This is a genomic window from Candidatus Karelsulcia muelleri, assembly GCF_016888765.1.
GTDB lineage: Bacteria > Bacteroidota > Bacteroidia > Flavobacteriales > Blattabacteriaceae > Karelsulcia > Karelsulcia muelleri_F.
The window spans coordinates 83,295-106,162 of record NZ_CP069423.1 but is presented as its reverse complement, the minus strand read 5'-3'; the positions used below and the strand labels follow the sequence as shown (position 1 = coordinate 106,162).

General features: G+C 26.0%; 20 protein-coding genes, 2 tRNA genes and 1 pseudogene. 12 read left to right on the top strand and 11 right to left on the bottom strand.

Going from position 1 to position 22,868, the window contains the following annotated elements:
* Positions 1 to 8: 8 nt before the first annotated feature.
* Genes JSR03_RS00600 through sufB form a run of 4 tightly spaced genes read right to left on the bottom strand, consistent with a single transcriptional unit; the run spans position 9 to position 4,721 of the window.
* On the bottom strand, positions 9 to 1,211 hold the full coding sequence (locus JSR03_RS00600; protein ID WP_204097684.1) for an aminotransferase class V-fold PLP-dependent enzyme: 1,203 nt from the start codon (positions 1,209 to 1,211) through the stop codon (positions 9 to 11).
* Positions 1,212 to 1,227: 16 nt separating this feature from the next.
* The gene (locus JSR03_RS00595; RefSeq protein ID WP_204097683.1) at positions 1,228 to 2,520 is read right to left on the bottom strand and encodes a SufD family Fe-S cluster assembly protein; all 1,293 of its coding nucleotides are present in this window, start codon (positions 2,518 to 2,520) and stop codon (positions 1,228 to 1,230) included.
* Positions 2,517 to 3,257, bottom strand: coding sequence for a Fe-S cluster assembly ATPase SufC (gene sufC, locus JSR03_RS00590; protein WP_204097792.1), 741 nt, complete (start codon positions 3,255 to 3,257; stop codon positions 2,517 to 2,519). The genes JSR03_RS00595 and sufC overlap by 4 nt, the downstream gene beginning before the upstream one ends.
* A gap of 36 nt (positions 3,258 to 3,293) precedes the next feature.
* Positions 3,294 to 4,721, bottom strand: a complete 1,428-nt coding sequence (gene sufB, locus JSR03_RS00585; protein ID WP_204097682.1) for a Fe-S cluster assembly protein SufB — start codon at positions 4,719 to 4,721, stop codon at positions 3,294 to 3,296.
* 44 nt (positions 4,722 to 4,765) lie between these two features.
* Between sufB and miaB the strand changes: the two genes are divergently transcribed.
* From miaB to groL, 3 genes are all read left to right on the top strand, one after another.
* Positions 4,766 to 6,070 carry a tRNA (N6-isopentenyl adenosine(37)-C2)-methylthiotransferase MiaB gene (gene miaB, locus JSR03_RS00580; RefSeq protein ID WP_317193092.1) on the top strand — a complete coding sequence of 435 codons (1,305 nt, stop codon included), beginning with the start codon at positions 4,766 to 4,768 and terminating at the stop codon, positions 6,068 to 6,070.
* Between the two features lie 90 nt (positions 6,071 to 6,160).
* Positions 6,161 to 6,430 carry a co-chaperone GroES gene (locus JSR03_RS00575; RefSeq protein ID WP_204097680.1) on the top strand — a complete coding sequence of 90 codons (270 nt, stop codon included), beginning with the start codon at positions 6,161 to 6,163 and terminating at the stop codon, positions 6,428 to 6,430.
* A gap of 3 nt (positions 6,431 to 6,433) precedes the next feature.
* Complete coding sequence (gene groL / locus JSR03_RS00570) at positions 6,434 to 8,077, top strand: chaperonin GroEL (RefSeq protein WP_204097679.1); 1,644 nt, start codon at positions 6,434 to 6,436, stop codon at positions 8,075 to 8,077.
* A 14-nt stretch (positions 8,078 to 8,091) separates the two neighbouring features.
* On the opposite strand, the gene JSR03_RS00565 is transcribed toward groL, so the two are convergent.
* A complete protein-coding gene (locus tag JSR03_RS00565) occupies positions 8,092 to 8,406 on the bottom strand; it encodes a DUF3127 domain-containing protein (protein WP_204097678.1) in 315 nt (104 codons plus the stop codon).
* A gap of 99 nt (positions 8,407 to 8,505) precedes the next feature.
* On the opposite strand from JSR03_RS00565, the gene JSR03_RS00560 reads away from it, so the two are divergent.
* The 4 genes from JSR03_RS00560 to JSR03_RS00545 all read left to right on the top strand — a co-directional run bounded on the left by JSR03_RS00560 (position 8,506) and on the right by JSR03_RS00545 (position 11,533).
* On the top strand, positions 8,506 to 8,943 hold the full coding sequence (locus JSR03_RS00560) for an SsrA-binding protein (RefSeq protein WP_204097677.1): 438 nt from the start codon (positions 8,506 to 8,508) through the stop codon (positions 8,941 to 8,943).
* Between the two features lie 129 nt (positions 8,944 to 9,072).
* Positions 9,073 to 9,146 (top strand) — tRNA-Leu (locus tag JSR03_RS00555).
* Positions 9,147 to 9,172: 26 nt separating this feature from the next.
* Positions 9,173 to 10,564 carry a dihydrolipoyl dehydrogenase gene (lpdA, locus tag JSR03_RS00550; protein WP_204097676.1) on the top strand — a complete coding sequence of 464 codons (1,392 nt, stop codon included), beginning with the start codon at positions 9,173 to 9,175 and terminating at the stop codon, positions 10,562 to 10,564.
* A gap of 3 nt (positions 10,565 to 10,567) precedes the next feature.
* Positions 10,568 to 11,533, top strand: coding sequence for a GTPase (locus tag JSR03_RS00545; protein ID WP_204097675.1), 966 nt, complete (start codon positions 10,568 to 10,570; stop codon positions 11,531 to 11,533).
* On the opposite strand, the gene rpsU is transcribed toward JSR03_RS00545, so the two are convergent.
* Both rpsU and JSR03_RS00535 read right to left on the bottom strand, forming a co-directional pair.
* The gene (gene rpsU / locus JSR03_RS00540) at positions 11,530 to 11,739 is read right to left on the bottom strand and encodes a 30S ribosomal protein S21 (protein ID WP_204097674.1); all 210 of its coding nucleotides are present in this window, start codon (positions 11,737 to 11,739) and stop codon (positions 11,530 to 11,532) included. The genes JSR03_RS00545 and rpsU overlap by 4 nt on opposite strands.
* Positions 11,733 to 12,521, bottom strand: a pseudogene (locus tag JSR03_RS00535) (PCRF domain-containing protein); the annotation flags it as partial. The gene rpsU and the pseudogene JSR03_RS00535, both read right to left, overlap by 7 nt.
* 104 nt (positions 12,522 to 12,625) lie before the next feature.
* Here JSR03_RS00535 and JSR03_RS00530 point away from each other — a divergent pair.
* The gene (locus tag JSR03_RS00530) at positions 12,626 to 13,024 is read left to right on the top strand and encodes a ribonuclease P protein component (protein WP_204097672.1); all 399 of its coding nucleotides are present in this window, start codon (positions 12,626 to 12,628) and stop codon (positions 13,022 to 13,024) included.
* 137 nt (positions 13,025 to 13,161) lie between these two features.
* Here the strand turns inward: JSR03_RS00530 and leuB are convergent, their stop codons facing one another.
* Genes leuB through JSR03_RS00510 form a run of 4 tightly spaced genes read right to left on the bottom strand, consistent with a single transcriptional unit; the run spans position 13,162 to position 17,397 of the window.
* Positions 13,162 to 14,238, bottom strand: a complete 1,077-nt coding sequence (gene leuB, locus JSR03_RS00525; protein ID WP_204097671.1) for a 3-isopropylmalate dehydrogenase — start codon at positions 14,236 to 14,238, stop codon at positions 13,162 to 13,164.
* A gap of 34 nt (positions 14,239 to 14,272) precedes the next feature.
* Positions 14,273 to 14,857 carry a 3-isopropylmalate dehydratase small subunit gene (gene leuD / locus JSR03_RS00520; RefSeq protein ID WP_204097670.1) on the bottom strand — a complete coding sequence of 195 codons (585 nt, stop codon included), beginning with the start codon at positions 14,855 to 14,857 and terminating at the stop codon, positions 14,273 to 14,275.
* Positions 14,844 to 16,241 carry a 3-isopropylmalate dehydratase large subunit gene (gene leuC, locus JSR03_RS00515; protein WP_204097669.1) on the bottom strand — a complete coding sequence of 466 codons (1,398 nt, stop codon included), beginning with the start codon at positions 16,239 to 16,241 and terminating at the stop codon, positions 14,844 to 14,846. Before leuC ends, leuD begins: the two co-directional genes overlap by 14 nt.
* 1 nt (position 16,242) lies before the next feature.
* A complete protein-coding gene (locus tag JSR03_RS00510; protein WP_204097668.1) occupies positions 16,243 to 17,397 on the bottom strand; it encodes a 2-isopropylmalate synthase in 1,155 nt (384 codons plus the stop codon).
* Between the two features lie 97 nt (positions 17,398 to 17,494).
* Between JSR03_RS00510 and tyrS the strand changes: the two genes are divergently transcribed.
* From tyrS to serS, 4 genes are all read left to right on the top strand, one after another.
* On the top strand, positions 17,495 to 18,751 hold the full coding sequence (gene tyrS / locus JSR03_RS00505; RefSeq protein ID WP_204097667.1) for a tyrosine--tRNA ligase: 1,257 nt from the start codon (positions 17,495 to 17,497) through the stop codon (positions 18,749 to 18,751).
* Entirely contained in the window at positions 18,741 to 21,434 is a 2,694-nt protein-coding gene (locus tag JSR03_RS00500; protein ID WP_204097666.1) for a class I tRNA ligase family protein, read from the top strand. The genes tyrS and JSR03_RS00500 overlap by 11 nt, the downstream gene beginning before the upstream one ends.
* 11 nt (positions 21,435 to 21,445) lie before the next feature.
* Positions 21,446 to 21,519 (top strand) — tRNA-Phe (locus JSR03_RS00495).
* A gap of 88 nt (positions 21,520 to 21,607) precedes the next feature.
* Positions 21,608 to 22,852: a serine--tRNA ligase gene (serS, locus tag JSR03_RS00490; RefSeq protein WP_204097665.1), complete on the top strand. Its 1,245-nt coding sequence runs from the start codon at positions 21,608 to 21,610 to the stop codon at positions 22,850 to 22,852.
* Positions 22,853 to 22,868: the final 16 nt, after the last annotated feature.

The window sequence follows — 22,868 nt, the reverse complement described above, 5'->3', positions numbered from 1 at the left end:
TTATTTATTTAATAAATAAAAAAATCTAAAACTTTAATTAAAGAATTATAAAATATATCAATTTCTTCAATAGTATTATATATTGCGAAACTTATCCGAATCGTTCCATTAAGTTTTAAGTAATCCATGATTGGTTGAGCACAATGTGTTCCAGTTCTAACAGCTATCCCATGATTATTTAATAATTTTCCCAAATCAAATGAATGTATATTTTCTATATTAAAAGATAAAATCTTGTTATAATTATAAATTTTAATTCCCTTTATATTACTTAAAATTTTAAGAGCATATTTCAGGAGTTTAGTTTCATAATTATTTATTTTTCGAATAGAATAATTGACAATAAAATTTAAAGCTTTATTAGTTCCAATTATTCCTGAAATGTTTGGTGTCCCAGCTTCTAGTTTAAAAGGAAGACCAGAAAATATAGTTTTTTTTAAAGTTACTTTTTCAATCATTCCCCCTCCACCTTGATAAGGAGGAAACTTATCAAGGAGTTTTTTTTTCCCATATAAAATACCTAATCCAGTAGGTCCATACATTTTATGGCTGGAAAATACATAAAAATCACACGCTAAATTTTGCACATCAATAGTGAGATGGGATATTGCTTGGGAACCATCAATTAAAACTAAAGAATTATACTTATGAGCAGTTTTAATCAGGGTTTTAATAGGATTAATAATTCCAAATGTGTTAGTAACATGACTAATAGAAATCAATTTTGTGTTTTTTGTAATTAATTTCTTAAAACTTCTAAGATTTAATTCGCCTTCTGAATTAACTGGAATTACTTTTAAAGTGGCCTGCTTCTTTTGGCTTAAAACTTGCCAAGGAATTATATTTGAATGATGTTCAGAATGTGATATAATAATATTATCGTATTTTTTAATTAATTTATAAATACAAAATGCTATTAAATTTATACTTTCTGTGGTTCCACTAGTAAAAATTATTTCTTCTCTAGATTTAGCATTAATAAAAGCTTTAATATTATTTCGACTTAATTCTAAACAATTAGTCGAAACTTGGCCTAAAAAATTAAAACTTCGTTTGACATTAGAATTAAAATTACAATAATACTTTGTTATTGCATTTATTACTTGAAAAGGTTTTTGAGTAGTTGCTGCATTATCAAAATATATTATATTTTTTTTTTTCAAAATTGGAAATTGCTTACGAATTGTTTTTATTTCTTCATAAGAAAACATGAGCCTGAAATTTTATTCATCTAATATTCTGTTTAAAGTAATCTCTAATATTATTTTTTAAAATATTTAAATTTACTAATTTTATTAGCTCGTTTGCAAAAATTAAAATAGCCAATTTTCTTGATTTTTTTTTTTCTATTCCTCTAGATCTAAAAAAAAATAGAGTTTTTTTCTCGAGTTTTCCTATATTTGTACCATGTGAACATTTTACTTTACTTGATGCAGTTTGAAATTCTGGTCGAGATAAAACTTTAGAAGAATTAGATAATAATAAATTGCTATTTATTTGTTTGGACTTAATATTATATAAATTCTCCTTAATTTTAAGTTTGCTTTTAAAAATTCCATAAGAATTTTTGCTAAAAATACCTTTATAATTCTGTAAACTAACAGAATTAGAAAATAAACTTTTAAGAAAGATATTATTATATATTTTACTTATCTTATTACTTTTCTTAAAAAAAGAAAGTCCATTAAAAAATGAGTGAGTGTCTGTTCCAACTTGAACACAATTAATATTATTAATAAGATTTCTTATATTTGATGAAAAAGTAAAGACTTTACAGACACTCTTCGAACTTTGCTTAATAAAAGTATTATCTATTAAATAAGTTTTTCGTAAATCATTTTCTAACTTAAAAAGTTCTATCTTGCTTTGATCTTTTGAAAAAATTTCTGTAAAAACATTGCTAAAAATGGAATTTTTGCTTGTTGAAATATGTCTTTCAATAATTTTTAACTTAGAATTTTTTCCAACTACGATAATATTCTTAAAATTAATTATACTAGATTTTTTAGGGGAATAAATATTTATTATTTCTATTGGGATCTTTAAATTAGTATTTTTTGGAATTTTTATAAATATGCCATCAGTTGTTAAAGAAATATTTATAGCAATGAAAGAGTTAGGAACAAACAAATTCTCTTTATAAAAAAGAGTATTACAAAAATATTTAGTAATTTGTTTGTTTTTGTTAAATAAGCAATTATTTAATGAATCAAATTTTATATATTTTTTTAATTTACATAAATTAGATAATTTGGAGTTCAAAAAACCATTGATAAAATAAAGTGAAATAAATTTATTATTAAATGATAATTTTTTTAAAAGAGAAGATTCTATCTCGTTATTTCTATTGGGTAGATCAAAGTCAGCATTTAAAACAGACTTAAAACAAGTTTTCTTTAATTCGGTAAAACCGATTTTCTTAAAACAAACAATTGACTTAGTAATAATATTTTCAAGATATTTATTAGGGCTTTTTTCTTTGTTTTTTAATAAAAACAAAATTTTTTCCTTTAAAGTCATTTCTTTAAACCTTCATAACCATATTTTTCTATTTTTAGAGCTAAATTTTTAGAACCAGATTTAATAATCTGGCCTTTATATAAAATATGTATTTTATCTGGTTTTATAAATTTTAAAATTCTATTATAATGAGTAATAATTAAAATTGAGGCTTTTTTCTTCTTTAATCTCAAAATACCATTAGCAATAATTTTAAGAGCATCCAAATCTAACCCAGAATCAATTTCGTCTAAAATTGCAAATTTAGGTTCTATCATTCCCATTTGAAAAATTTCACAACGCTTTTTTTCCCCTCCAGAAAATCCAAAATTCATATATCGTGATAAAAAAGCTTTCTTAAAACCAAGCATTTTAGAAACTTTGTAAACTTTTTTAAGAAAATCTTTAGAAGAAATTTCTTTCAAATTTTTACTTTTTCTAATTTCGTTTATTGAATATTTAATAAAATTTAGAATTGATATTCCAGGGATTTCTATAGGATCTTGAAAAGATAAAAAAATACCTCGCTGTGCAATTTCTTCAGGAGATAAGTAAGTTATATTTTTTTTTTCAAATAAAATTTTCCCTTTTAAAATAGAAAATTCTTTTTTCCCAGCTATAATAGCAGACAAAGTACTTTTTCCAGAGCCATTTGGCCCCATAAGTACATGAACTTCATTATAATTAATATTTAAATTAATATTATTTAATATTATTTTATTATTTATTGAAGCTGATAAATCGATAATTTTTAACAACATTAAAAAAATTGAAGTTTTCTATTTTATAAAAACTTATCCAATAGAATTTTCTATAGTTAAATCTAATAATTTTCTGGCCTCTAACGCAAACTCTAAAGGCAATTTATTAATTATTTCTCTGCTATATCCGTTAACTATTAACTGTAAAGCTTTTTCCTTTCTTATTCCACGTTGATTGCAATAAAAGATTTTAGACCTTTCAATCAAAGAAATTATAGCTTCATGTTCAACTTGAGATGCAGAATTTTCGACTTGTATATCTGGTATAGTATAAGTTTTGCATTGAGTACCAAATAATAAAGAATCACATTGAGTATAATTTCTAGAATTTAAAGCAGAGTTTAAAATATTAACTAATCCCCTATAAGTTGTTTGAGAATTCCCAGTAGAAATAGCTTTAGAAATTATAATACTTTTTGAATTTTCTCCAATATGAATCATTTTAGTACCAGTATCAGCTTGTTGATAATTTTTTGTAATTGCTATTGAAAAAAAATTTCCTTTTGAATTTTTTCCTTTCAAAATACAGGCTGGATATTTCCAAGTGATAGCAGAGCCAGTTTCGATTTGAGTCCATGAAATTTTGGATTTATTTTCACATATACCTCTTTTGGTAACAAAATTAAAGATTCCACCAAGTCCTTTTTTAGTTCCTGGAAACCAGTTCTGAACAGTAGAATATTTAATTTCAGCACCATCCCTAGCAATTAATTCTACAACTGCAGCATGTAATTGATTTTCTTTTCTTTGAGGAGCTGTACAACCTTCTAAATAACTGACATATGAATTTTTATCTGCTATCAAAAGAGTTCTTTCAAACTGTCCTGTACCTGATTCATTAATTCTAAAATAAGTAGATAACTCAATCGGACATCGTATATTTTTGGGAATATAACAAAAAGAGCCATCAGAAAAGACTGAAGAATTTAAAGTAGAAAAAAAATTATCATTTATCGGAATTGCTTTACTCAGATATTTTTTAACTAATTTAGGATAGTATCTTATGGCTTTACTTATAGAACAAAATATTATGCCTTTTTCAAATAATAATTTTTTAAAATAAGTAGTTACAGAAACCGAATCAATTATTATTTCAATAATTTTTTTGTAAAGCTGAGATTTCTGAGTTTTATTATTTATGGGCAGTTTTAATTTCTTTAAAGTTTTTATTAATTCAGGATCAATTTTATTCTGTTTATAATTTTTTGGAGCTGAATAATATCTTAAATTCTGTAAATCAAGTTTTTTATATTTTACATTTCCCCATTTAGGTAGAGAGATTTGTTTTAATAATTTAAAAGCTCTTAATCTAAAATTTAATAACCACTTAGGTTCTTTATTTTTTTTTGAAATTTCAAAAATAATCTTTTTGTTAAGTCCTTTGGAAATCTTATCAGATTCAATTTTATAATTGAATCCATATTTATAATGATATAAAATATTTTTATTTTTTTTCTTCAATTTTTTTTCTAATAAATTATATTAATAATACATAACAGATGAGTATGAAATTCTATCTAGAAACTTATGGCTGTCAAATGAATATATATGATAGTGAAATAATATGTTCCATTCTGTTAAAATCAGGTTTTATTAAAACCTCTAATTTAAAAAAGGCTGATATAATATTATTAAATACCTGTTCTATACGTGAAAAACCAGAAAAAAAAATATTTAATCGTTTGATCAAAATAAAATGTTTTAAAAAAAAAAAGAAACAACTAAAACTTGGAATAGTAGGTTGTTTAGCGACACATTATAAAAAAAAACTATTTGAAAAATTCAAGTTTCTAGATTTAATAGTTGGTCCAGATTCTTATAAACAGCTGCCAGAAATTATTAATAAATTAAAAAATAATAAAAAAGAAATTGATGTAAGCTTAGCAAATAAAGAAAGATATACAAATATAATTCCTAAGGGAGTAAGAAATGGCATCTCAGCTTTTCTCTCAATAATGAGAGGATGTGATAATATGTGTACTTTTTGCATAGTACCTTATACTAGGGGTAGAGAAAAAAGCAGAAATCCTAATAGTATATTAAAAGAATGCAAACTACTCTATAAAAAAGGTTATAAAGAAATAATACTTTTAGGACAAAATGTAGATGCGTATTTTTGGAAAAAAATGAAATTTTTCCAACTATTAGAATTAATAGCCAAAACAGTTCCATTAATGAGAATTCGTTTCTTAACATCTTATCCTTCTAATATCACAAAAAATCTTTTAAAAGTTGTTAAGAAGTATACCAATATATGTAAGCATTTTCATCTCCCGCTGCAATCAGGTAGTACAAGAATTTTATCATTAATGAGGAGAAAATATACAGTTGAAGAATTTTTATTAATTATTAAAAGGATAAAAAAAATTATTCCTGATTGTTCAATTTCTAGTGATATAATGACAGGATTTTGCACTGAAACTCAAGCAGATCACAGAGAGACAATAAGAATTATGAATCTAATAAAATTTAATTTTTCCTTTATGTTTAAATATTCTTCTAGACAAGGTACTTATGCATATAGAAAATTAAAAGATAATGTCCCAAATAGTTTAAAAATAAGCAGATTAAATGAAATTATCAGGCTTCAAAAATCGCATTCCTTTTACCGATTAAAACAAAATATTGGGACAATCCAAGAAGTTTTGATAGAAGGAATATCAAAACAGGATGAAAAATATTATTATGGGAGAAATTATAAGAATGATATTATCGTTTTTACTAAAAATAAAAGTAAGATTGGTTCTTATAAAAAAGTAAAAATTCTCAAGTCTACTTTTACCACACTAATAGGAGAAATTCTCCCATAATTATTTAAATTATTTAAAATAATAGTTTTATAAACTCAAACTATAATTAAAAAAAAGAAAATATAGAATTTAGTAAAATTCAAACAAAAAATGGAAAATATAATACCTATTTCAGAAAGAATATTAATAAAACCATTAAAAGCAGAAAATAAAACAAAATCAGGAATAATTATCCCAGAAAATGCTAAAGAAAATCCCCAAGAAGGAATTATTTTAGCAGTAGGAAAAGAGGTAAAAAACCCTCTCCTAAAAGTTGGAGAAAAAGTATTATTTAAAAAATATTCAGGTACTAAAATTAATTATAAGCAAAAAAAATACTTAATTCTCCATCAAACTGATATACTAGCAATAATAAATTAAAAAATGGCAAAAGAAATAAAATTTGATGCTGTAGCAAGAAATAAATTAAAACAAGGAGTTGATACACTTGCTAATGCAGTAAAAGTAACATTAGGTCCAAAAGGAAGAAATGTCATTTTACAAAAAGCTTTTGGTAATCCTCAAATAACTAAAGATGGTGTCACCGTAGCTAAAGAAATAGAATTAGCAGACGCAATAGAAAACTTAGGAGCACAAATGCTAAAAGAAGTAGCTTCGAAAACTAATGACATAGCTGGGGATGGAACTACTACAGCAACTGTATTAGCTCAAGCAATAGTAAGAGAAGGTTTAAAGAATGTCGCCGCGGGTGCTAATCCCATGGATTTAAAAAGAGGAATAGAAAAAGCAGTAGAAACAGTAGTTTTAAATTTAAAAAAACAATCCCAAGCAATTGGAGATAGCAAAAAAAAAATAAAACAAATAGCTTCGATTTCTGCTAATAATGATGAAGAAATTGGGAAATTAATAGCTATAGCTTTTGAAAAAGTAGGGAAAGAAGGAGTTATAACAGTAGAAGAAGCCAAAGGAATTGAGACTAAGGTTGAGATTGTTGAAGGTATGCAATTTGATAGAGGCTTTCAATCTCCTTATTTTGTAACCAATATGGAAAAAATGATCACAGAACTTGATACCCCTTATATTTTACTAGCAGATAAGAAAATTTCAACCATGAAAGAAGTCATTCCAGTATTAGAAAAAATTTCTAAAACTAATAAATCCTTATTACTTATTACCGATGAAGTAGAAGGTGAAGCTTTAACTACATTAGTAATTAATAAACTTAGAGGAACTTTAAAGGTTGTTGCAGTTAAAGCACCAGGATTTGGGGAAAGAAAAAAAGCTATTTTGGAAGATATCGCTATCTTAACTGGAGGTACTGTTTTGTCTGAGGAAACTGGGAATCATTTAGAAAAAATTAGAATGAAACATCTAGGAAAAGCAGAGAAAATTACTGTAGATAAGGATAATACCACAATAGTTAATGGACAAGGAAATAAAACCAATATAAAAATACGCATAAATCAAATCAAATCACAAATCGAGGCTTCAACTTCAGATTATGATAAGGAGAAACTTCAAGAAAGATTAGCAAAATTAGCCGGGGGAGTAGCCGTCCTCTATGTTGGTGCCGCCACCGAAGTAGAAATGAAAGAAAAAAAAGATAGAGTAGAAGATGCTTTACATGCCACAAGAGCCGCAGTCGAAGAAGGAATAGTAACTGGTGGTGGGGTTGCCTTAGTTCGAGCTATTAACTCATTAAGCGAAGCCAAAGGAGAAAATATGGATCAAAATACTGGAATAAAAATAGTTGAGCGTTCTTTACAAGAACCTTTACGACAAATAGTTGCTAATTCAGGGGAAGAAGGTTCAGTAATTGTTGCTAAAGTAGCTGAAGGAAAAAATGATTATGGATACGATGCTAAAATAGGGGAATTTGGATTTCTTATTAAGAAAGGAATAATTGATCCTACTAAAGTTACTCGAGTAGCTTTAGAAAATGCGGCTTCAGTATCTGGAATGTTATTAACTACTGAATGTGTAATAACAGAAATAAAAAAAGAAGAAAATAATCTCCCTGAAAATACCACCCCAAATCTGGGGCCAAATCTGGGGGGAATGATGTAAACGCACCTTTTTACCTAAAAAGGGAATGAATCAAATTCATGCTGTTTTTTATTTTCTGTAATGTGTGCTATTTTCCAACCTTGAATCGAATTGAAAAATCTTGTTTCACCTGTTTTAGTAGTCCATTTTTTTCCTTTTAAATTAATAAATATCTTTATTTTGTCATCTTTTTTCAATGAATTTAATAATTTAGTTTTATCAAGAATAAATTCTATTATTAAAATTTGAGGATATTGTTCTGCTGTTTTGATAAGAAGTTCTCGTTTTTTAAACTTGTTTTTATAGACCTGCAAGTCGAAGATTTTTTTTACTGTCCCAATTATCTCCATAATAATTAATTTTAAATAATTAACTCCTATAAAAAAATGGAGTATATAATATATATACCTTTTTTTTAAATAAAAGAAATATAAAATGTTCCTAAATAAATGTTAAGAACTGTTAATCTAAAAAATAAAAAGGCTTTATATAATTTTATATTTCTCGAAAAATATATAGCAGGATTAAAATTATTAGGACACGAAGTCAAAGCTATTAAAAATAATAATGCTAATTTAAATAATAGCTTTTGCAAAGTCTTAAAAAAAGAAATTTTTCTTTTCAATTGCTATATAAAGCAACTTTCAACTTATAAAAATCGTAAAATTTTACTTCTTTTAAAAAAAAAAGAAATTATAAAAATTTCAGAATCTGTTAAAAAATTTTCGTTAAACATTATCCCTGAAAATATTTTTCTTAATAAAAAAGGATTAATAAAATTAGTAATACATTTAGCAAAAAGTAAAAAGAAATACGATAAAAGGGAACTTCTTAAAAAAAAAGACTTTGAAATATTATCAAAAAGAAAATCAGCTTCATTCTTATGATCTTACTTAGTGAGTTGTTAAAAACAACTCCTCTTCCCTTAAAATCAGAGTTCTTAATCACCCTAGTCCCAGACTCATACCCTGACTCTGACCAAGCTATCACGCCAAGTCAGGGTATTCTTAATTTAAGCTTACGTGGTGGAAGAGGTATACACACTACTTTGAGGGAGTAGTTTCTGCTGGTTCAAATCCAGTCGTGAGCATTTGTTGGGTTTTAAATTGATATTTTATGCCTTTTGATTTAATAGTTATTGGCAGTGGTCCGGCAGGATATACAGCAGCAATCAGAGCCGCCCAATTAGGTTTAAAAACTGCAATAATAGAAAAAAAAGAATTAGGAGGAGTATGTTTAAATTGGGGCTGCATTCCGACAAAGTCGTTATTGAAAAGTGCTAATTTATTCCAACTGTTTAAAACTTCGAAACAATTTGGAATAAAGGTTCAAAAGGTCCAATTAAAATTGGAAAAGATTTTAGATAGAAGTAGGAAAATAGTTGAGGAACTCCAAAAAGGAGTAGAATTTTTAATAAAAAAAAATGATATAAAATTAATATATGGTACTGCGAAAATATGCAAAGAAAATACAATTACTGTAAAGAATAAAAACAATATAAAAAAATATCAATTTGCTAATTTAGTAATAGCTACTGGTGCCAAACCTAAAAAATTAGATTTTCCTAAAAGCCCCAATTTAGTAAATTATAAAGGGGCAATGTCAATAAGAGAAATCCCCAAGAATATTTTAATTCTTGGTTCAGGTGCTATTGGCTTAGAATTTGCTTCTTTTTATAACGTTATTGGATCCAATGTAATAATAGTAGAAAAAAATGCCCACATTTTACCTAATGCTGAGAGAGAAATCTCTCTCGAGATTAGCAAAACTTTTAAAACTAAAGGAATAAAGATATTAACTAATTCAGTAATAACAGATATTAAATCATTAAAATACCAAAAAACCAAAATAGAAATAAAGAATATTAAAACGAACTCATATCTAAACCTAAAGGTAGATTACCTTATTTCTGCTATTGGGATAGCTCCAGCTACCCATAATTTAGGCTTAGAAAATGTAGGCATAAAATTGACTAAAAATGGACATATTAAAGTTAATGAATATTATGAAACTAATATAAAAAATTATTATGCAATAGGTGACGTAATCCCTGGATTTTCATTAGCCCATGTTGCCTCTCAAGAAGCAAAACTTTGTGTAGAAAAAATGATGGGATTAAATCCTAAAAAATTAAACTACAATAATATACCTATGTGTATTTATACTAATCCTGAGATAGCCTTTGTAGGCTACTCTGAGAAAGCCGCATTAGAAAAAGGCTTTGAAATTAAAGTAGGTAAGTTTCCTTTTTCTGCTTTAGGGAAGGCAAAAATTAATGGAGAAACAGAAGGATTTATTAAAGTCATATTTGATAAAAAATATGGGGAATGGTTAGGATGTCATATGATTGGAAAAGGTGTAACCGAACTAATTCCAGAAGTAATAATCGCAAGAAACTTGGAAACTACGCCGATTGATGTATTAGAAAGTACTCATCCTCATCCTTCAATTAATGAAGCTATAGTTGAGGCTATCGAAAATGCTTATGGAAAAAGTATACATATTTAAAAAATGTCATCAAACTTTTTAGATTATTTAAAAATATTTTGTAAAAGTGGAGATGGAGGATCCGGTAAAATACATTTTGTTAAAAACAGAAGATCTAAAAGGAGTCTTCCAGATGGTGGCAATGGTGGCAATGGTGGCAATATTATTATAAAAGGAAATAAACGACTCAAATCTCTTAATACTTTAAAACATAATATTGCAGAAACTGGTGCAATAGGTGGTTATAATTGTAAAAATGGTTCCAATGGAAAAGATTTCTTAATTGAAGTTCCTTTAGGAACCACCATAAAAGATATTAATAACAATATCTTATTAAATATTCATAAACATAAAAAACCCAAAGTTTTATTTAAAGGTGGAAAAGGAGGGAAAGGAAATTCTTATTCCCACTTTAGAAGTTCCCTGGATTTAAAAGGTTCTCCTGGTAAATCTAACTGGCTAATCTTAGAATTCATAATTTATGCTGAGGTTGGTATAATTGGATTTCCAAATTCTGGGAAATCCACTTTAATTTCTAAACTAGCTGCTCTTAAGCATGAGATCAATGATTATCCTTTTACTACTACTCTCCCTAATCTAGGGATAGTAAAGTACAATAAATGGTATACTTTTATTATTTTGGAATTCCCTGGTCTCGTTAAAGGTTCTAATATTGGAAAAGGTTTAGGAATTAAGTTTTTAAAACATACTAAATATAATAAAGTTATTCTAATTATTCTTTCAGTTGAGAGTCATAACCTGCTTCAGGAATATAATATAATTATTAAAGAATTTAAGAATTACGATAATAGTCTATTATTAAAACAAAAAATTATTCTTATTTCTAAAGCTGATATTCTAAGTTTTAAAAAAATTATTCTTCATAAATTCCCAACACAAGAAAAAACTTTTTTTCTTTCTTTTTTTAAGCCTAAAGAAATTAAAAATATAAAACAGGTTTTATATAATCACCTAAAATTAAAATCTTAATCTATAGAATATTTAAGAAATTGTTTATATCTCGCTTTAATCAAATTATTTCTTCTTTTTTGTGAAGGTTTAATATATTCTTGGTGCTTTTTTACTGCTTTTATTAAATCTGATTTCTCAATTTTTTTTCTATACCTTTTTAATACTTTATCTATATCTTCCCCTTTTTTGTATTTCAAAATCAATTTCATTTTTTGTTTTAGCATATTTTATTTTGATCTAAATACTTTTTTAAAAAAATATTTATGTTACCATTTAATACTGATTTGACATCAGTTGTTTCATAATTCGTCCTAATGTCTTTTACTAGTTTATAAGGATGCATAATATAATTTCTTATTTGTGCCCCCCATTGAGATTTCTTTTTTTCTAGATTATATCTTTGGGAATTAATTTCGAGAGAAAATAATTTCTCTTTTAGTAAACGTAAGGCTTTAATTTTGTTATTGTATTGAGAACGAGTTTCCATATTTACTATGATTATATTGGTGGGTTTATGAATCAGTCTTACCCCAGTTTCTACTTTATTAACATTTTGCCCTCCAGATCCCTTTGATCTAAAAGTTTCCCATTTAATGTCTGCTTCTTTAATAGATATTTTAATTTCTTTCTTTATTAAAGGATAGATGTAGACTGAAGCAAAACTAGTGTGTCTTTTAGATTTCTTTTTATAAGGAGATAACCTCACTAATCTATGGATTCCATTTTCACCTTTTAAATATCCAAAAGCATACATTCCTTGAATTTTAAAAGTAATCGTTTTAAACCCTCCTAATTCTCCTGGTAAAAACTCCACCGTTTTAATTTTAAAATTATTTTTTTCGGCCCACATAGTGTACATTCTATGTAATAAAAATACCCAATCACAACTTTCATTCCCTCCTGGACCTGATGATATTTGTATAATGGCTCCTAAGCTATCTTCTTTTTTAAATAACAAATTTTCTAATTCTAAATTAAATAATGTCTTGTCAATCGTTTTAATAATAGGTTTCATTTTCTCTCTCTCCTGAATTTAAACTCTTGCTTAAAGGAAGCAATTAATATAATTATCTTAATTATAAGAATAATCAGACCCATTATAATAAAACCATGCCGTTTTTTCCTAACAATAAATTAAAAAAAAAAGAGCTTATAAAGAAAAAAACAATAGTAAATAAAATATTTCGTAATGGAAAAAAAATAGAAAATAATTTATTGAAGGTAGCCTACCTAGAAACTGCTACGGCTACTTCTAATTATACTGCTAAGAATTATTTTAAAGTAAAAATAGCTTTCTTCGTCTCCAAACACACAATTATAAAATCTTATCAAAGAAATAGAATAAAAAGATTAATGAGAAGGTCTTATCAATTGAATAAAAAAATAATTCCTTTTAAAATAAAAAAAAGATATTATATTATATTCATGTATTTTAAAAAAACACTACATAATTTTTATGAACTAAAAAAATGTTTTGAACATATAATACAAAAAATATTTTTTAAGTAAAAACAGTATACTAGCAGTAGCCTTACTAACATTTAGAGAATATATATCATATGCTTCATCAAACAATACCTTAGATAGCTGTCTTTGCCTTAAAAGCGACTAAAATTTACTTCCACTAAAAATAACTTAGTGGATAATTATCTTTTATACTTGATTTTTATTTTCTTCAAAATTGAACTAAATAAGAAGTCTCCAACTTCACTAGTTGTGCAAGGCTTTTTAGGATTTAGATCTTGAGTAGTAATTCCTAAATTGATTGATTCATTTACTGCCCTATTGATCAAAAAACTTTCTTTTTTTAAACCAAAATTTTCTAACATTAAAGAAACTGAAAGAATAGATCCCAGTGGATTAGCAATATTTTTTCCTTTTGCTTGTGGAAAGGAACCATGAATCGGTTCATATAATGAATAATGAGCTCCAAAAGATACAGAAGGCAATAAACCTAATGAACCTGTTATAACACTAGCTTCATCCGATAAAATATCACCAAACATGTTATCAGTTAGTAAAATATCAAACTGTCTAGGTTTTAAAACTATTTGCATACAGGCATTATCAATAAAAATATAATCTACTTTAATATCTTGGTTCTTTTGAGCTATTTCTTTGACTGTTTCTCTCCATAATCTTGAAGTTTCTAAGACATTGGCTTTATCTACTAAAGTAATTTTTTTCTTGCGTTGTCTAGCAGTTTCAAAGGCTTTAATAGCTATTTTTTTTATTAGAACTTTATGATAAGTACATATATCATATGCTTCATCTTGGGATCTCCATTTTTTTCCAAAATATATTCCACTTGTTAATTCTCTAAAAATAACAAAATTTACGTTTTTTATAAAGGATTGTTTAATTGGAGAAACTTTTAATAGTTTCTTATAAGTTTTTATCGGTCTCATATTACAAAATAATCCTAAATGTTTTCTTAATTCTAAAAGACCTTGTTCAGGTCGAATCTTTATTTGAGGGTCATTATCATATAATGGATCACCTACTGCTCCCAATAAGATAGTATCAGAACTTTTACAAAGATTTATAGTTTCTTGAGTAAGTGGTAAGCCGTTTGTTTTAATTGACTCTGCACCTATCAAACCATTTGATATAATAAATTTATGTCCAAATTTTAAACTTATTGCTTTTAAAACTTTTAATGATTGAACCAAAATTTCTGGTCCTATTCCATCTCCTGGAAGGATTGCAAGTTTCATTACCATAATTCTAACTTAGGCTTTGGGATTAATATAATCTTTATTTATAAAATAGGGTTTGTTCAAATTTAATTATTTTATTTTTTAATTTAAGTAAAAACTCTATATCATCATATCCTTTAAGAAAACATTTTTTTTTATAAGAATTTATTTTAAATTTTAATTTTCTTCTTTTAAATTCTATATATTGTTTTTTTAAATTAAGTTTTAATTTACTATTAGGGAATTTGAAGATATGATTCAATAAAGAATTAACAATATCTTTTTTAAGTTCTATGACTAATAAACCATTATTTAACGCATTTTGTTTAAAAATATCAGCAAAATAATTTGATATTATTGCTTTAATTCCATAATCCATAATTGCCCAGACTGCATGCTCGCGACTTGAACCACACCCAAAATTTTTCCCTGTAATTAAAATTTCTCCAGTATATTTGGGATTATTTAATATAAAGTTTTTTTTTTTTCCATTTTTATAGTACCGCCAGTCTCTAAATAAATTTTTGCATAAATTTAATCTAGAGGAAAGTTTCAAAAATCTAGCTGGAATAATTTGATCAGTATCAATATTATCTATATCTAATGGAAGACATTGACTAATTATGGTCTTAAATCTCTCCATATTTTTTAAGATATTTTTTAATACTTACTATTTTACCTTTTAAAGCAGTAATAGCTGCTACTAAGGGACTTGTCAATAACGTACGGGACCCCTTGCCCTGACGTCCTTCAAAATTACGATTTGAGGTCGAAACACAATATTCTCCAGAAGGTATTTTATCTTCATTCATGCCTAAACAAGCCGAACATCCAGGTTGACGTAAATCAAAACCCGACTCTTTTAATATAAGATCTATTTTTTCTTTAATTAATTGTTTAAAGACTTGTGTGGATCCTGGGACTATCATTGCCTGTACATTTTTAGCAACTTTTTTTCCTTTTACTAGTTTTGATACTAACCTTAGATCATCCATTCTAGAATTGGTACAACTACCAATAAAAACATAATTAATAGTTTTTCCTATTAAATATTCTCCGGGTTTAAATCCCATATATTTTAACGACTTCTTAAAAGAAGTGTCAGAGTTTTTTGGGATACAATCATCTATTTTTAGACACATATTTGGAGACGTACCATATGTTATCATCGGTTCTATCTTCGAGACATCAAATTCATATTCTTTATCAAAATGAGCTGTTTTATCTGTTTTCAAAGTTTTCCAAAATAATTTAGCTGCTAATAAATTATCTCTTTTCGGAGTGAAGGCTCTATCTTTTAGATAATTATAAGTAGTTTTGTCTGGTGCTATTATTCCTCCTCTTGCCCCCATCTCAATACTCATATTACAAATAGTCATTCTGCCATCCATCTTCATCTCATCAATTACTGGACCTGAATATTCAACAAAGTATCCAGTTGCTCCTCCAGTACCTAATTTCGAGATTATATATAATATTATATCTTTTGGTGTCACTCCTAATTGTAAGTTACCTTTTAGAATAATTCGCATTTTTTTAGGCTTATTAAGCAATAAGCATTGAGAAGCCATTCCCATAGCTACTTGACTAGTCCCAATTCCAAAAGCCAGGCACCCTAAAGCCCCATGAGTTGAAGTATGACTATCCCCACATACTATAGTCATTCCGGGTAAAGTAATTCCTAATTCTGGTCCTATTACATGGACAATGCCTTGATATTTATGTCCTAAACCAAAAAATTTAATTCCGTTTTTTAGGCAATTTTTTTTAAGTAAATTTATTTGTAACCTAGATAAAGCATTTTTAATTGGTAAATGTTGATTTTTAGTAGGAACATTATGATCGGCAGTTGCAATAATTTTTTCTGGCCTGAAGATTGGAATGTTTCTTTTTTCTAAGGTTTCAAAAGCTTGTGGACTAGTTACTTCATGAATAAATTGTTTATCTAAATAGAGAATATCTGTTTTTTTATTTATTGTATCTATTACATGTGAATTCCATATTTTCTCAAAAAGTGTCAGTGCCATCTCAATTTCTTACACTCTTTATAATTTGTTTCAAGTTTTCATCATAAATTTCTTTTTTTTTATCCGCATATATTAAAAATATTTGATATATTGTATCAATTTGATATTTTGTAAATACATACCCTATTTTTTTATATCTATATATTAACGCAGATCGTCCACTCCGTGCAGTTAATACTAGGGAAGATGTTTTATATCCAACTTCCTTAGGATTTATAATTTCATATGTGTCCCTATGCTTTAGCATTCCATCTTGATGAATCCCAGAAGAATGAGAGAAGGCATTTTTTCCTATTATCGCTTTATTTGGGGGGACAAACATTCCAGTATATTGGGAAACCAATTTACTAATCGGATATAACATTTTGGTATTAATATTAGTAAAAAAATTTAATTCTTTCTTTTTTTTTAAGATCATTACTATCTCTTCTAATGGAGTATTACCGGCTCTTTCCCCAATTCCATTTATAGTGCATTCTACTTGTCGGGCACCATTTTTAATACCTGCTATTGAGTTTGCAGTTGCTAATCCAAAATCATCATGACAATGAGTTGAGAGTGTTACTTGGTCTATATTCGGTACATTCTCTCTTAAAAATTTTATTTTTTTCCCATATTCTTCTGGTAAACAATATCCAGTAGTATCTGGTAAATTAATAACTGTTGCTCCGGCTTGGATAACTTTTTCACAAACTTTTGCTAAAAACAAGTTTTCGGTTCTACCAGCATCTTCGGCATAGAATTCTATATCTTCTACAAAGTTTTTGGCATACTTTACTGATTCATAAGCAATGTCTAATATCTTTTCTTCAGTGCTCTTAAATTTATGTTTTATATGAGACTCAGAAGTACCTATTCCAGTCTGAATTCTAGGACGTTTGGCATCTTTTAAGGCTAGTGCAGCTATTTCTATATCTTTTTTTTTAGCTCTTGTTAGGCCACATATTATAGTATTGGAAATATGTTTTGAAATTTCTCTAACTGATTGGAAATCTCCGGGACTAGAAATTGGAAAACCTGCTTCTATTATATCTACCCCTAAGAGTTCGAGCTTTTTAGCAATTATAATTTTTTCTTTTTCGTTTAGTTTGCAACCTGGTACTTGTTCTCCATCTCTTAATGTAGTATCAAAAATTCTTATTTTTTTAGGTTGCATTGATACTTGATACTTACTACTTGTCAACCTTCTCTCCTATTTTCTTATTTTTTTAGGTGGCATTTTTTGTGTATATTATTGCTTTTAAAATATTCTTATGCTTAAATTTATTCAAGAAATAGGATGGAGAGGTTTAATTAGTAATAAAACTAAGGGAACTTCAGAGATCTTTAAAAGAAAGGTTAACCTGTATTCAGGATTTGATCCCACTTCTTCTTCTTTGCATATTGGGAATTTAATTTCTATTATTCTTTCTATTCATTTTAAAAATTCTGGACATAATGTGTTGTTTTTACTTGGTACTAGTACTAGTTTAATTGGTGATCCATCTGGGAAAAAAGGGGAACGTAGTTTAATTAAAAGTGAAGAAAATTCTTTATATTCTAGAAAAATTAGAAAGCAATTATTTAAATTCTCAAAACAATTTCAAATACCAATTATTAATAATAATTGGAATAAAAAACTAAACTTTATTGAATTTTCTAGAGATATTGGAAAATACTTTTCTATTAATTATATGTTAAATAAAGATTCAGTTAAAAAAAGATTACGAAGTCTCTCTTTTACTGAATTTACTTATCAACTTTTACAAGCTTATGATTTTTATTATTTATACAAAAATAAAAACTGTGTTTTACAAATCGGTGGTTCTGATCAATGGGGTAATATTACTTGTGGTATTGATTTAATTAAAAAAAAACAAAAAACTCAAGTACATGGTTTGACTCATCCACTCCTTACTAAATCCGATGGCACAAAATTTGGCAAAACTGAAAATGGTGAAAATATTTGGCTTGACCCCAAATTAACTTCACCTTATAATTTTTATCAATTTTGGATTAATCTTTCAGATGTACAAGCTAAAAAATTAATAAAAATTTTTTCTTTTTCTAATAAAATCTCTATTTCTAAAATAATTACTTTACACGATCGAGCTCCATTTTTAAGGATTTTGCAAAAAAAAATAGCTAAAATTACTACTATTTTAGTACATAGTAAAAAAACTTTTACAGATATATATAATATCAACCAAATTTTATTTAATCCTAATCTTAATAACATGCTAACTTTTTTAAGCCAAAAAAAATTATTACTAATTAAAAAATATATTCCTTGTAAAAAAATTATATTAAATGACACAAAGTTTAAAATTTTGGATCTTTTGATTATTGATAACTTTATTTGTAAGTCCAAAACAGAAGCTTTAAGAAAAATTAATTCATTCCTTTTAAACATGAAGCCTTTCTTTAGTGATTATGTAATAACTAAAAAAGATTTTCTTCATAAGCATTTTATTCTTATAAAAAAAGGAAAAAAAAATTTTTACCTTTTATATTTTAAATATGAAGTATAACTTTAAAAAAATAGAAACAAAATGGCAAGAAATTTGGAATAAAAAGAAAATATATCTTACTAAAAACATTTTAAATAAAAAAAAATGTTATGTTTTAGATATGTTTCCATATCCTTCAGGATATGGATTACATGTTGGCCATATCTTGGGTTATACCGCAGCTGATGTCTATTCACGTTTCAAAAAAAGTCTTGGTTATAATGTTTTACATCCTATAGGATTTGATTCTTTTGGATTACCAACAGAGCAATTTGCTCTTAAGACTGGTAAATCTCCACAGAAAATTACTAAATTAAATATAACAAAATATAGGAAACAATTATTAAAATTAGGTTTTTCTTATGATTGGGACAGAACTATATATACTCATAAAAAAGAATATTTTAAATGGACACAATGGATTTTTCTTAAACTTTTTAATTCATGGTATGATAAAGAAAATGAACAGGCTAAAAATATTAATCAATTAATTAAAATTTTTAATAAGAATGGTAACTTAAACGTTATGGCTTATTCTAGCTTTAAGAAAAAATTTAATTCACTGCAATGGAAACATTTTAATGTTTCGGAAAAAGAAAGAATTTTACAAAACTATCGATTAGCTTTTCTTTCTAAAAGTTCAGTAAATTGGTGTCCAAAATTAGGTTCTGTACTTGCAAATGAAGAAATTGAAAACAAGCTTAGTAAAATTGGTGGTTATCCCGTTTTTAAAAAAAAAATGTTTCAATGGAGTCTTAGAATTAAGGCTTACTTAAAAAGACTCTTAAAAGACTTAAAATTGATAAAATGTACTAAGAAACTAAAATCTATTCAAAAAAAATGGATTGGTAAAACTCAGGGAATAAAGATAGTTTTTTTTCTATATAAAGATAAAAAAATCATCAATCAATTTGAAATTTTCACTACTAAACCATATTTAATTTTTGGGATTTCTTTCTTTTGTTTGCCTTTTGATAGTTCTCTAATTAAAAAATATACTAACAAAAGCTTGAGTCTAAATCATAAAAATCGAATAGGAATTTTTTCTGGATTCTATGCAGTTAACGACTTAAATAAAAATAAGATTCCTATATATTTTAGCAATTTTGTAAAAGATAAGTTTAATAAAACAATTATCCCTTGTATACCTGCTTGTAATTTTGAAAGCTTTTTCTTTGCTAAAAAATTTAAATTAAATATTCCAAGATTTATTCAAAATAAAAAAAACAAAACAATTTGTACAAATTATAATTTTTTAAATGGTATTGATATTAAACTAGCTAATATATTAATAGTTAAATATATGCTTAAAAACAAAATAGGCTTTATTTGTATAAAATATAAAATTAATAATGCTATTTTTTCTAGACAACGAGCTTGGGGAGAACCTATACCAATTTATTTTAAAAATAAAATCCCTCTGCCAATTTCTGAGAAATACCTACCTTTATCCTTTCCTAAGGTTAAAAAAAAAAGAAAAGATTTTTATTTTGCATGGAATAAAAAGAAAAAAAAAATTGTCTATACTTCTTTAATAGATAATAAAAAGATTTTAAAACTTGAGACTTGTACTATGCCTAGTTGGGCGGCTTCAAATTTCTATTTTTTAAGATATATGGATCCTAATAATTTATATTTGTTAGTCGATAAAAAAATAGAAAATTATTGGAGAAATGTTGATCTCTATATTGGTGGTATTGAACATGCTACCGGACATTTAATTTATTCTAGATTTATATACAAATTTTTATATGATCGTGGTTTGGTCAGTTCTAAAGAACCTTTTAGAAGAATTTTAAATCAAGGTATGATTTTAGCAAAATCTGCTATAATTTTTAAAAAAAAGAATAAATTTTTCTCTTATTTTTTAATAAAAGACAAGATAAAGAAATATCAGAAAATTTATATAGATATAAAATTAGTTAAAAATAATAATGAGGTTAATATTAATAAACTAAGAAAATGGCTGCCTGAATTCAAACATGCTAAATTTCTTTATGAAAAGAAAAAATTTTTTTGCTATCGTTTATTTGAAAAAATGTCTAAATCTAAATTTAATGTTATAAATCCTGATTCAATCTGCGAAGAATATGGAGCAGATACTCTGCGTTTATATGAAATGTTTCTTGGTCCACTAGAAAAATCTAAAATTTGGAATTTAAGATATATTAAAGGGGTTCACCTGTTTTTAAACAAATTTTGGAATCTATTTCATTCTAAAAATAAATTTATAATTGATGAAAGTAAATCTTCTTATAAAGAAAAAAGTATTTTGAATCTTTCAATTAGGAAAATTAAGAAAAGTTTAGAGTCACATCATTTTAATATTCCTATAAGTGAATTGATGATTTTATTAAATCAGCTCAAAGAAATTAAATGTAATAAACGGGAAATTTTAGAACCTTTTACCATCTTAATTGGTTTTTATGCTCCGCATATTTCAGAAGAAATTTGGGAAAAATTAGGTAATAAAAACTCTATATTTTTTGCTAATTTTCCTAAAATTAAGGAAAAATTTTTCTTAAAAAAAGATATTATTTATCCTATTACTTTAAATGGTAAATTAAAATTCAAACTTAATACTGAATTATCAGTAAATCCTATAAAACTTATTCAGAAAATTTTATGTAATAATAACTTTAATTTTTTGTTAATTAAAACTGTGTTTTTAGTTAAAAACAAAATTATTAATTTAGTATCTTAACAAAATTATTAGGTATCTTAGCTCAGCTTGGTTAGAGCAACGGACTGAAAATCCGTAGGCCCTGGTTCAAATCCGGGAGGTACCATTTATTTTTTGTATACAAAAAATAGTCCTAAGTTATACAAAAAGTTTTAAACAAAATCTTAAGATTAATTAAAAACAATAAATTAAATATGTTACCGATCTCTTTTATCAGAAAAAATAAAAATAAAGTCATTTTGGGATTAAAAAGGCGCAAATTTAGCAATTTAAAGATTATCGATTCTATTTTTAAATTAGAAAAAGAAAAAATAAAAAAAATACTTAAAAAAAAATCTTTACTTGCTAAACTGAAAAAAATTTCAATATTAATTGGTTCTAATATTAATAATAGGTATCTTATACCAAAAGCTACTGTTTATAAAAACAAACTGCAACTTTTATCTGCTCTGTTGAAAGTATTAGATAATAAAATATATCACTGCCTAATTACTTTACCTAATATTCCTTATAAAAAAGTTAATTCAAATAAAAATATTTTTATTTATCAAAATAAGAAATTATATTATAAAAAAAACTTAAGACCACATTGGGAATTAGGAAAAAAGTTTAAGCTGTTTAATCTTAATTTCGCCTCTAATATGGCTTGTAGTGGTTTTAACCTTTATCTTGATAAAGGAGCTAAGTTACAAAGATCCTTAATTCAATATTGTTTAGATCAAAATCTTAAAGCAGGATATATTGAATATGTTTTACCTTTTTTAGTAAATAAAAATTCTATTTTTGGTACTGGACAGCTGCCTGATAAAAAAAAGCAAATGTATTTTTTAGAAAAAGATAAATTATATTTGATTCCTACAGCTGAAATCCCTTTACTCAATGTTTTCAGACGTTCTCTTTTTAAAATTCTGGATTTACCTTTTAAAGCTACATCTTTTACTTCTTGTTTTAGAAGAGAAGCTGGGTCATATGGACGAAAAGTTAAATGTTTAAATAGATTACATCAGTTTGATAAAGTAGAAATAATAGAAATTAATTCGGATAAAAATTCTTATAAATCTTTTAATTACATGATAAGACATGTAAAAAACCTTTTATCTTCTTTAAATCTTCCTTTTCGTATTATTAGTATTTCAGCTAAAGCTTTAGGTTTTACTTCAGCTTTGACATATGATTTTGAAGTTTATTCTCCTGGACAAGAGAAATGGTTGGAAGTTAGTTCTGTTTCTAACTGTACCAATTTTCAAGCTCATAGAATGGGGATAAAATTCCTTAATAAGTATGGAAAAAAATCTTTTTGTCATACTTTAAATGGAAGTTCTTTAGCTATTCCACGTTTGTTTGCAGCTTTAATAGAAAATTATCAATTTAGCGATTATATTCAAATTCCTAAAGTTTTAATTCACTATTTTATGGATAATAAAATTTCTTTAAATTAATTATAATTACTTAGAA

What these genes read in the sequence shown, in the direction of transcription:
- miaB (WP_317193092.1), top strand. Translation starts at nt 4,766, where the DNA reads ATGAAATTCTATCTAGAAACTTATGGCTGTCAAATGAATATATATGAT.
- JSR03_RS00510 (WP_204097668.1), bottom strand. Translation starts at nt 17,397, where the DNA reads ATGCAACCTAAAAAAATAAGAATTTTTGATACTACATTAAGAGATGGA.
- leuC (WP_204097669.1), bottom strand. Translation starts at nt 16,241, where the DNA reads ATGGCACTGACACTTTTTGAGAAAATATGGAATTCACATGTAATAGAT.
- JSR03_RS00560 (WP_204097677.1), top strand. Translation starts at nt 8,506, where the DNA reads ATGTTAAGAACTGTTAATCTAAAAAATAAAAAGGCTTTATATAATTTT.
- JSR03_RS00595 (WP_204097683.1), bottom strand. Translation starts at nt 2,520, where the DNA reads ATGACTTTAAAGGAAAAAATTTTGTTTTTATTAAAAAACAAAGAAAAA.
- JSR03_RS00545 (WP_204097675.1), top strand. Translation starts at nt 10,568, where the DNA reads ATGTCATCAAACTTTTTAGATTATTTAAAAATATTTTGTAAAAGTGGA.
- JSR03_RS00575 (WP_204097680.1), top strand. Translation starts at nt 6,161, where the DNA reads ATGGAAAATATAATACCTATTTCAGAAAGAATATTAATAAAACCATTA.
- serS (WP_204097665.1), top strand. Translation starts at nt 21,608, where the DNA reads ATGTTACCGATCTCTTTTATCAGAAAAAATAAAAATAAAGTCATTTTG.
- JSR03_RS00600 (WP_204097684.1), bottom strand. Translation starts at nt 1,211, where the DNA reads ATGTTTTCTTATGAAGAAATAAAAACAATTCGTAAGCAATTTCCAATT.
- JSR03_RS00500 (WP_204097666.1), top strand. Translation starts at nt 18,741, where the DNA reads ATGAAGTATAACTTTAAAAAAATAGAAACAAAATGGCAAGAAATTTGG.
- tyrS (WP_204097667.1), top strand. Translation starts at nt 17,495, where the DNA reads ATGCTTAAATTTATTCAAGAAATAGGATGGAGAGGTTTAATTAGTAAT.
- leuB (WP_204097671.1), bottom strand. Translation starts at nt 14,238, where the DNA reads ATGGTAATGAAACTTGCAATCCTTCCAGGAGATGGAATAGGACCAGAA.
- JSR03_RS00530 (WP_204097672.1), top strand. Translation starts at nt 12,626, where the DNA reads ATGCCGTTTTTTCCTAACAATAAATTAAAAAAAAAAGAGCTTATAAAG.
- lpdA (WP_204097676.1), top strand. Translation starts at nt 9,173, where the DNA reads ATGCCTTTTGATTTAATAGTTATTGGCAGTGGTCCGGCAGGATATACA.
- JSR03_RS00565 (WP_204097678.1), bottom strand. Translation starts at nt 8,406, where the DNA reads ATGGAGATAATTGGGACAGTAAAAAAAATCTTCGACTTGCAGGTCTAT.
- rpsU (WP_204097674.1), bottom strand. Translation starts at nt 11,739, where the DNA reads ATGCTAAAACAAAAAATGAAATTGATTTTGAAATACAAAAAAGGGGAA.
- groL (WP_204097679.1), top strand. Translation starts at nt 6,434, where the DNA reads ATGGCAAAAGAAATAAAATTTGATGCTGTAGCAAGAAATAAATTAAAA.
- leuD (WP_204097670.1), bottom strand. Translation starts at nt 14,857, where the DNA reads ATGGAGAGATTTAAGACCATAATTAGTCAATGTCTTCCATTAGATATA.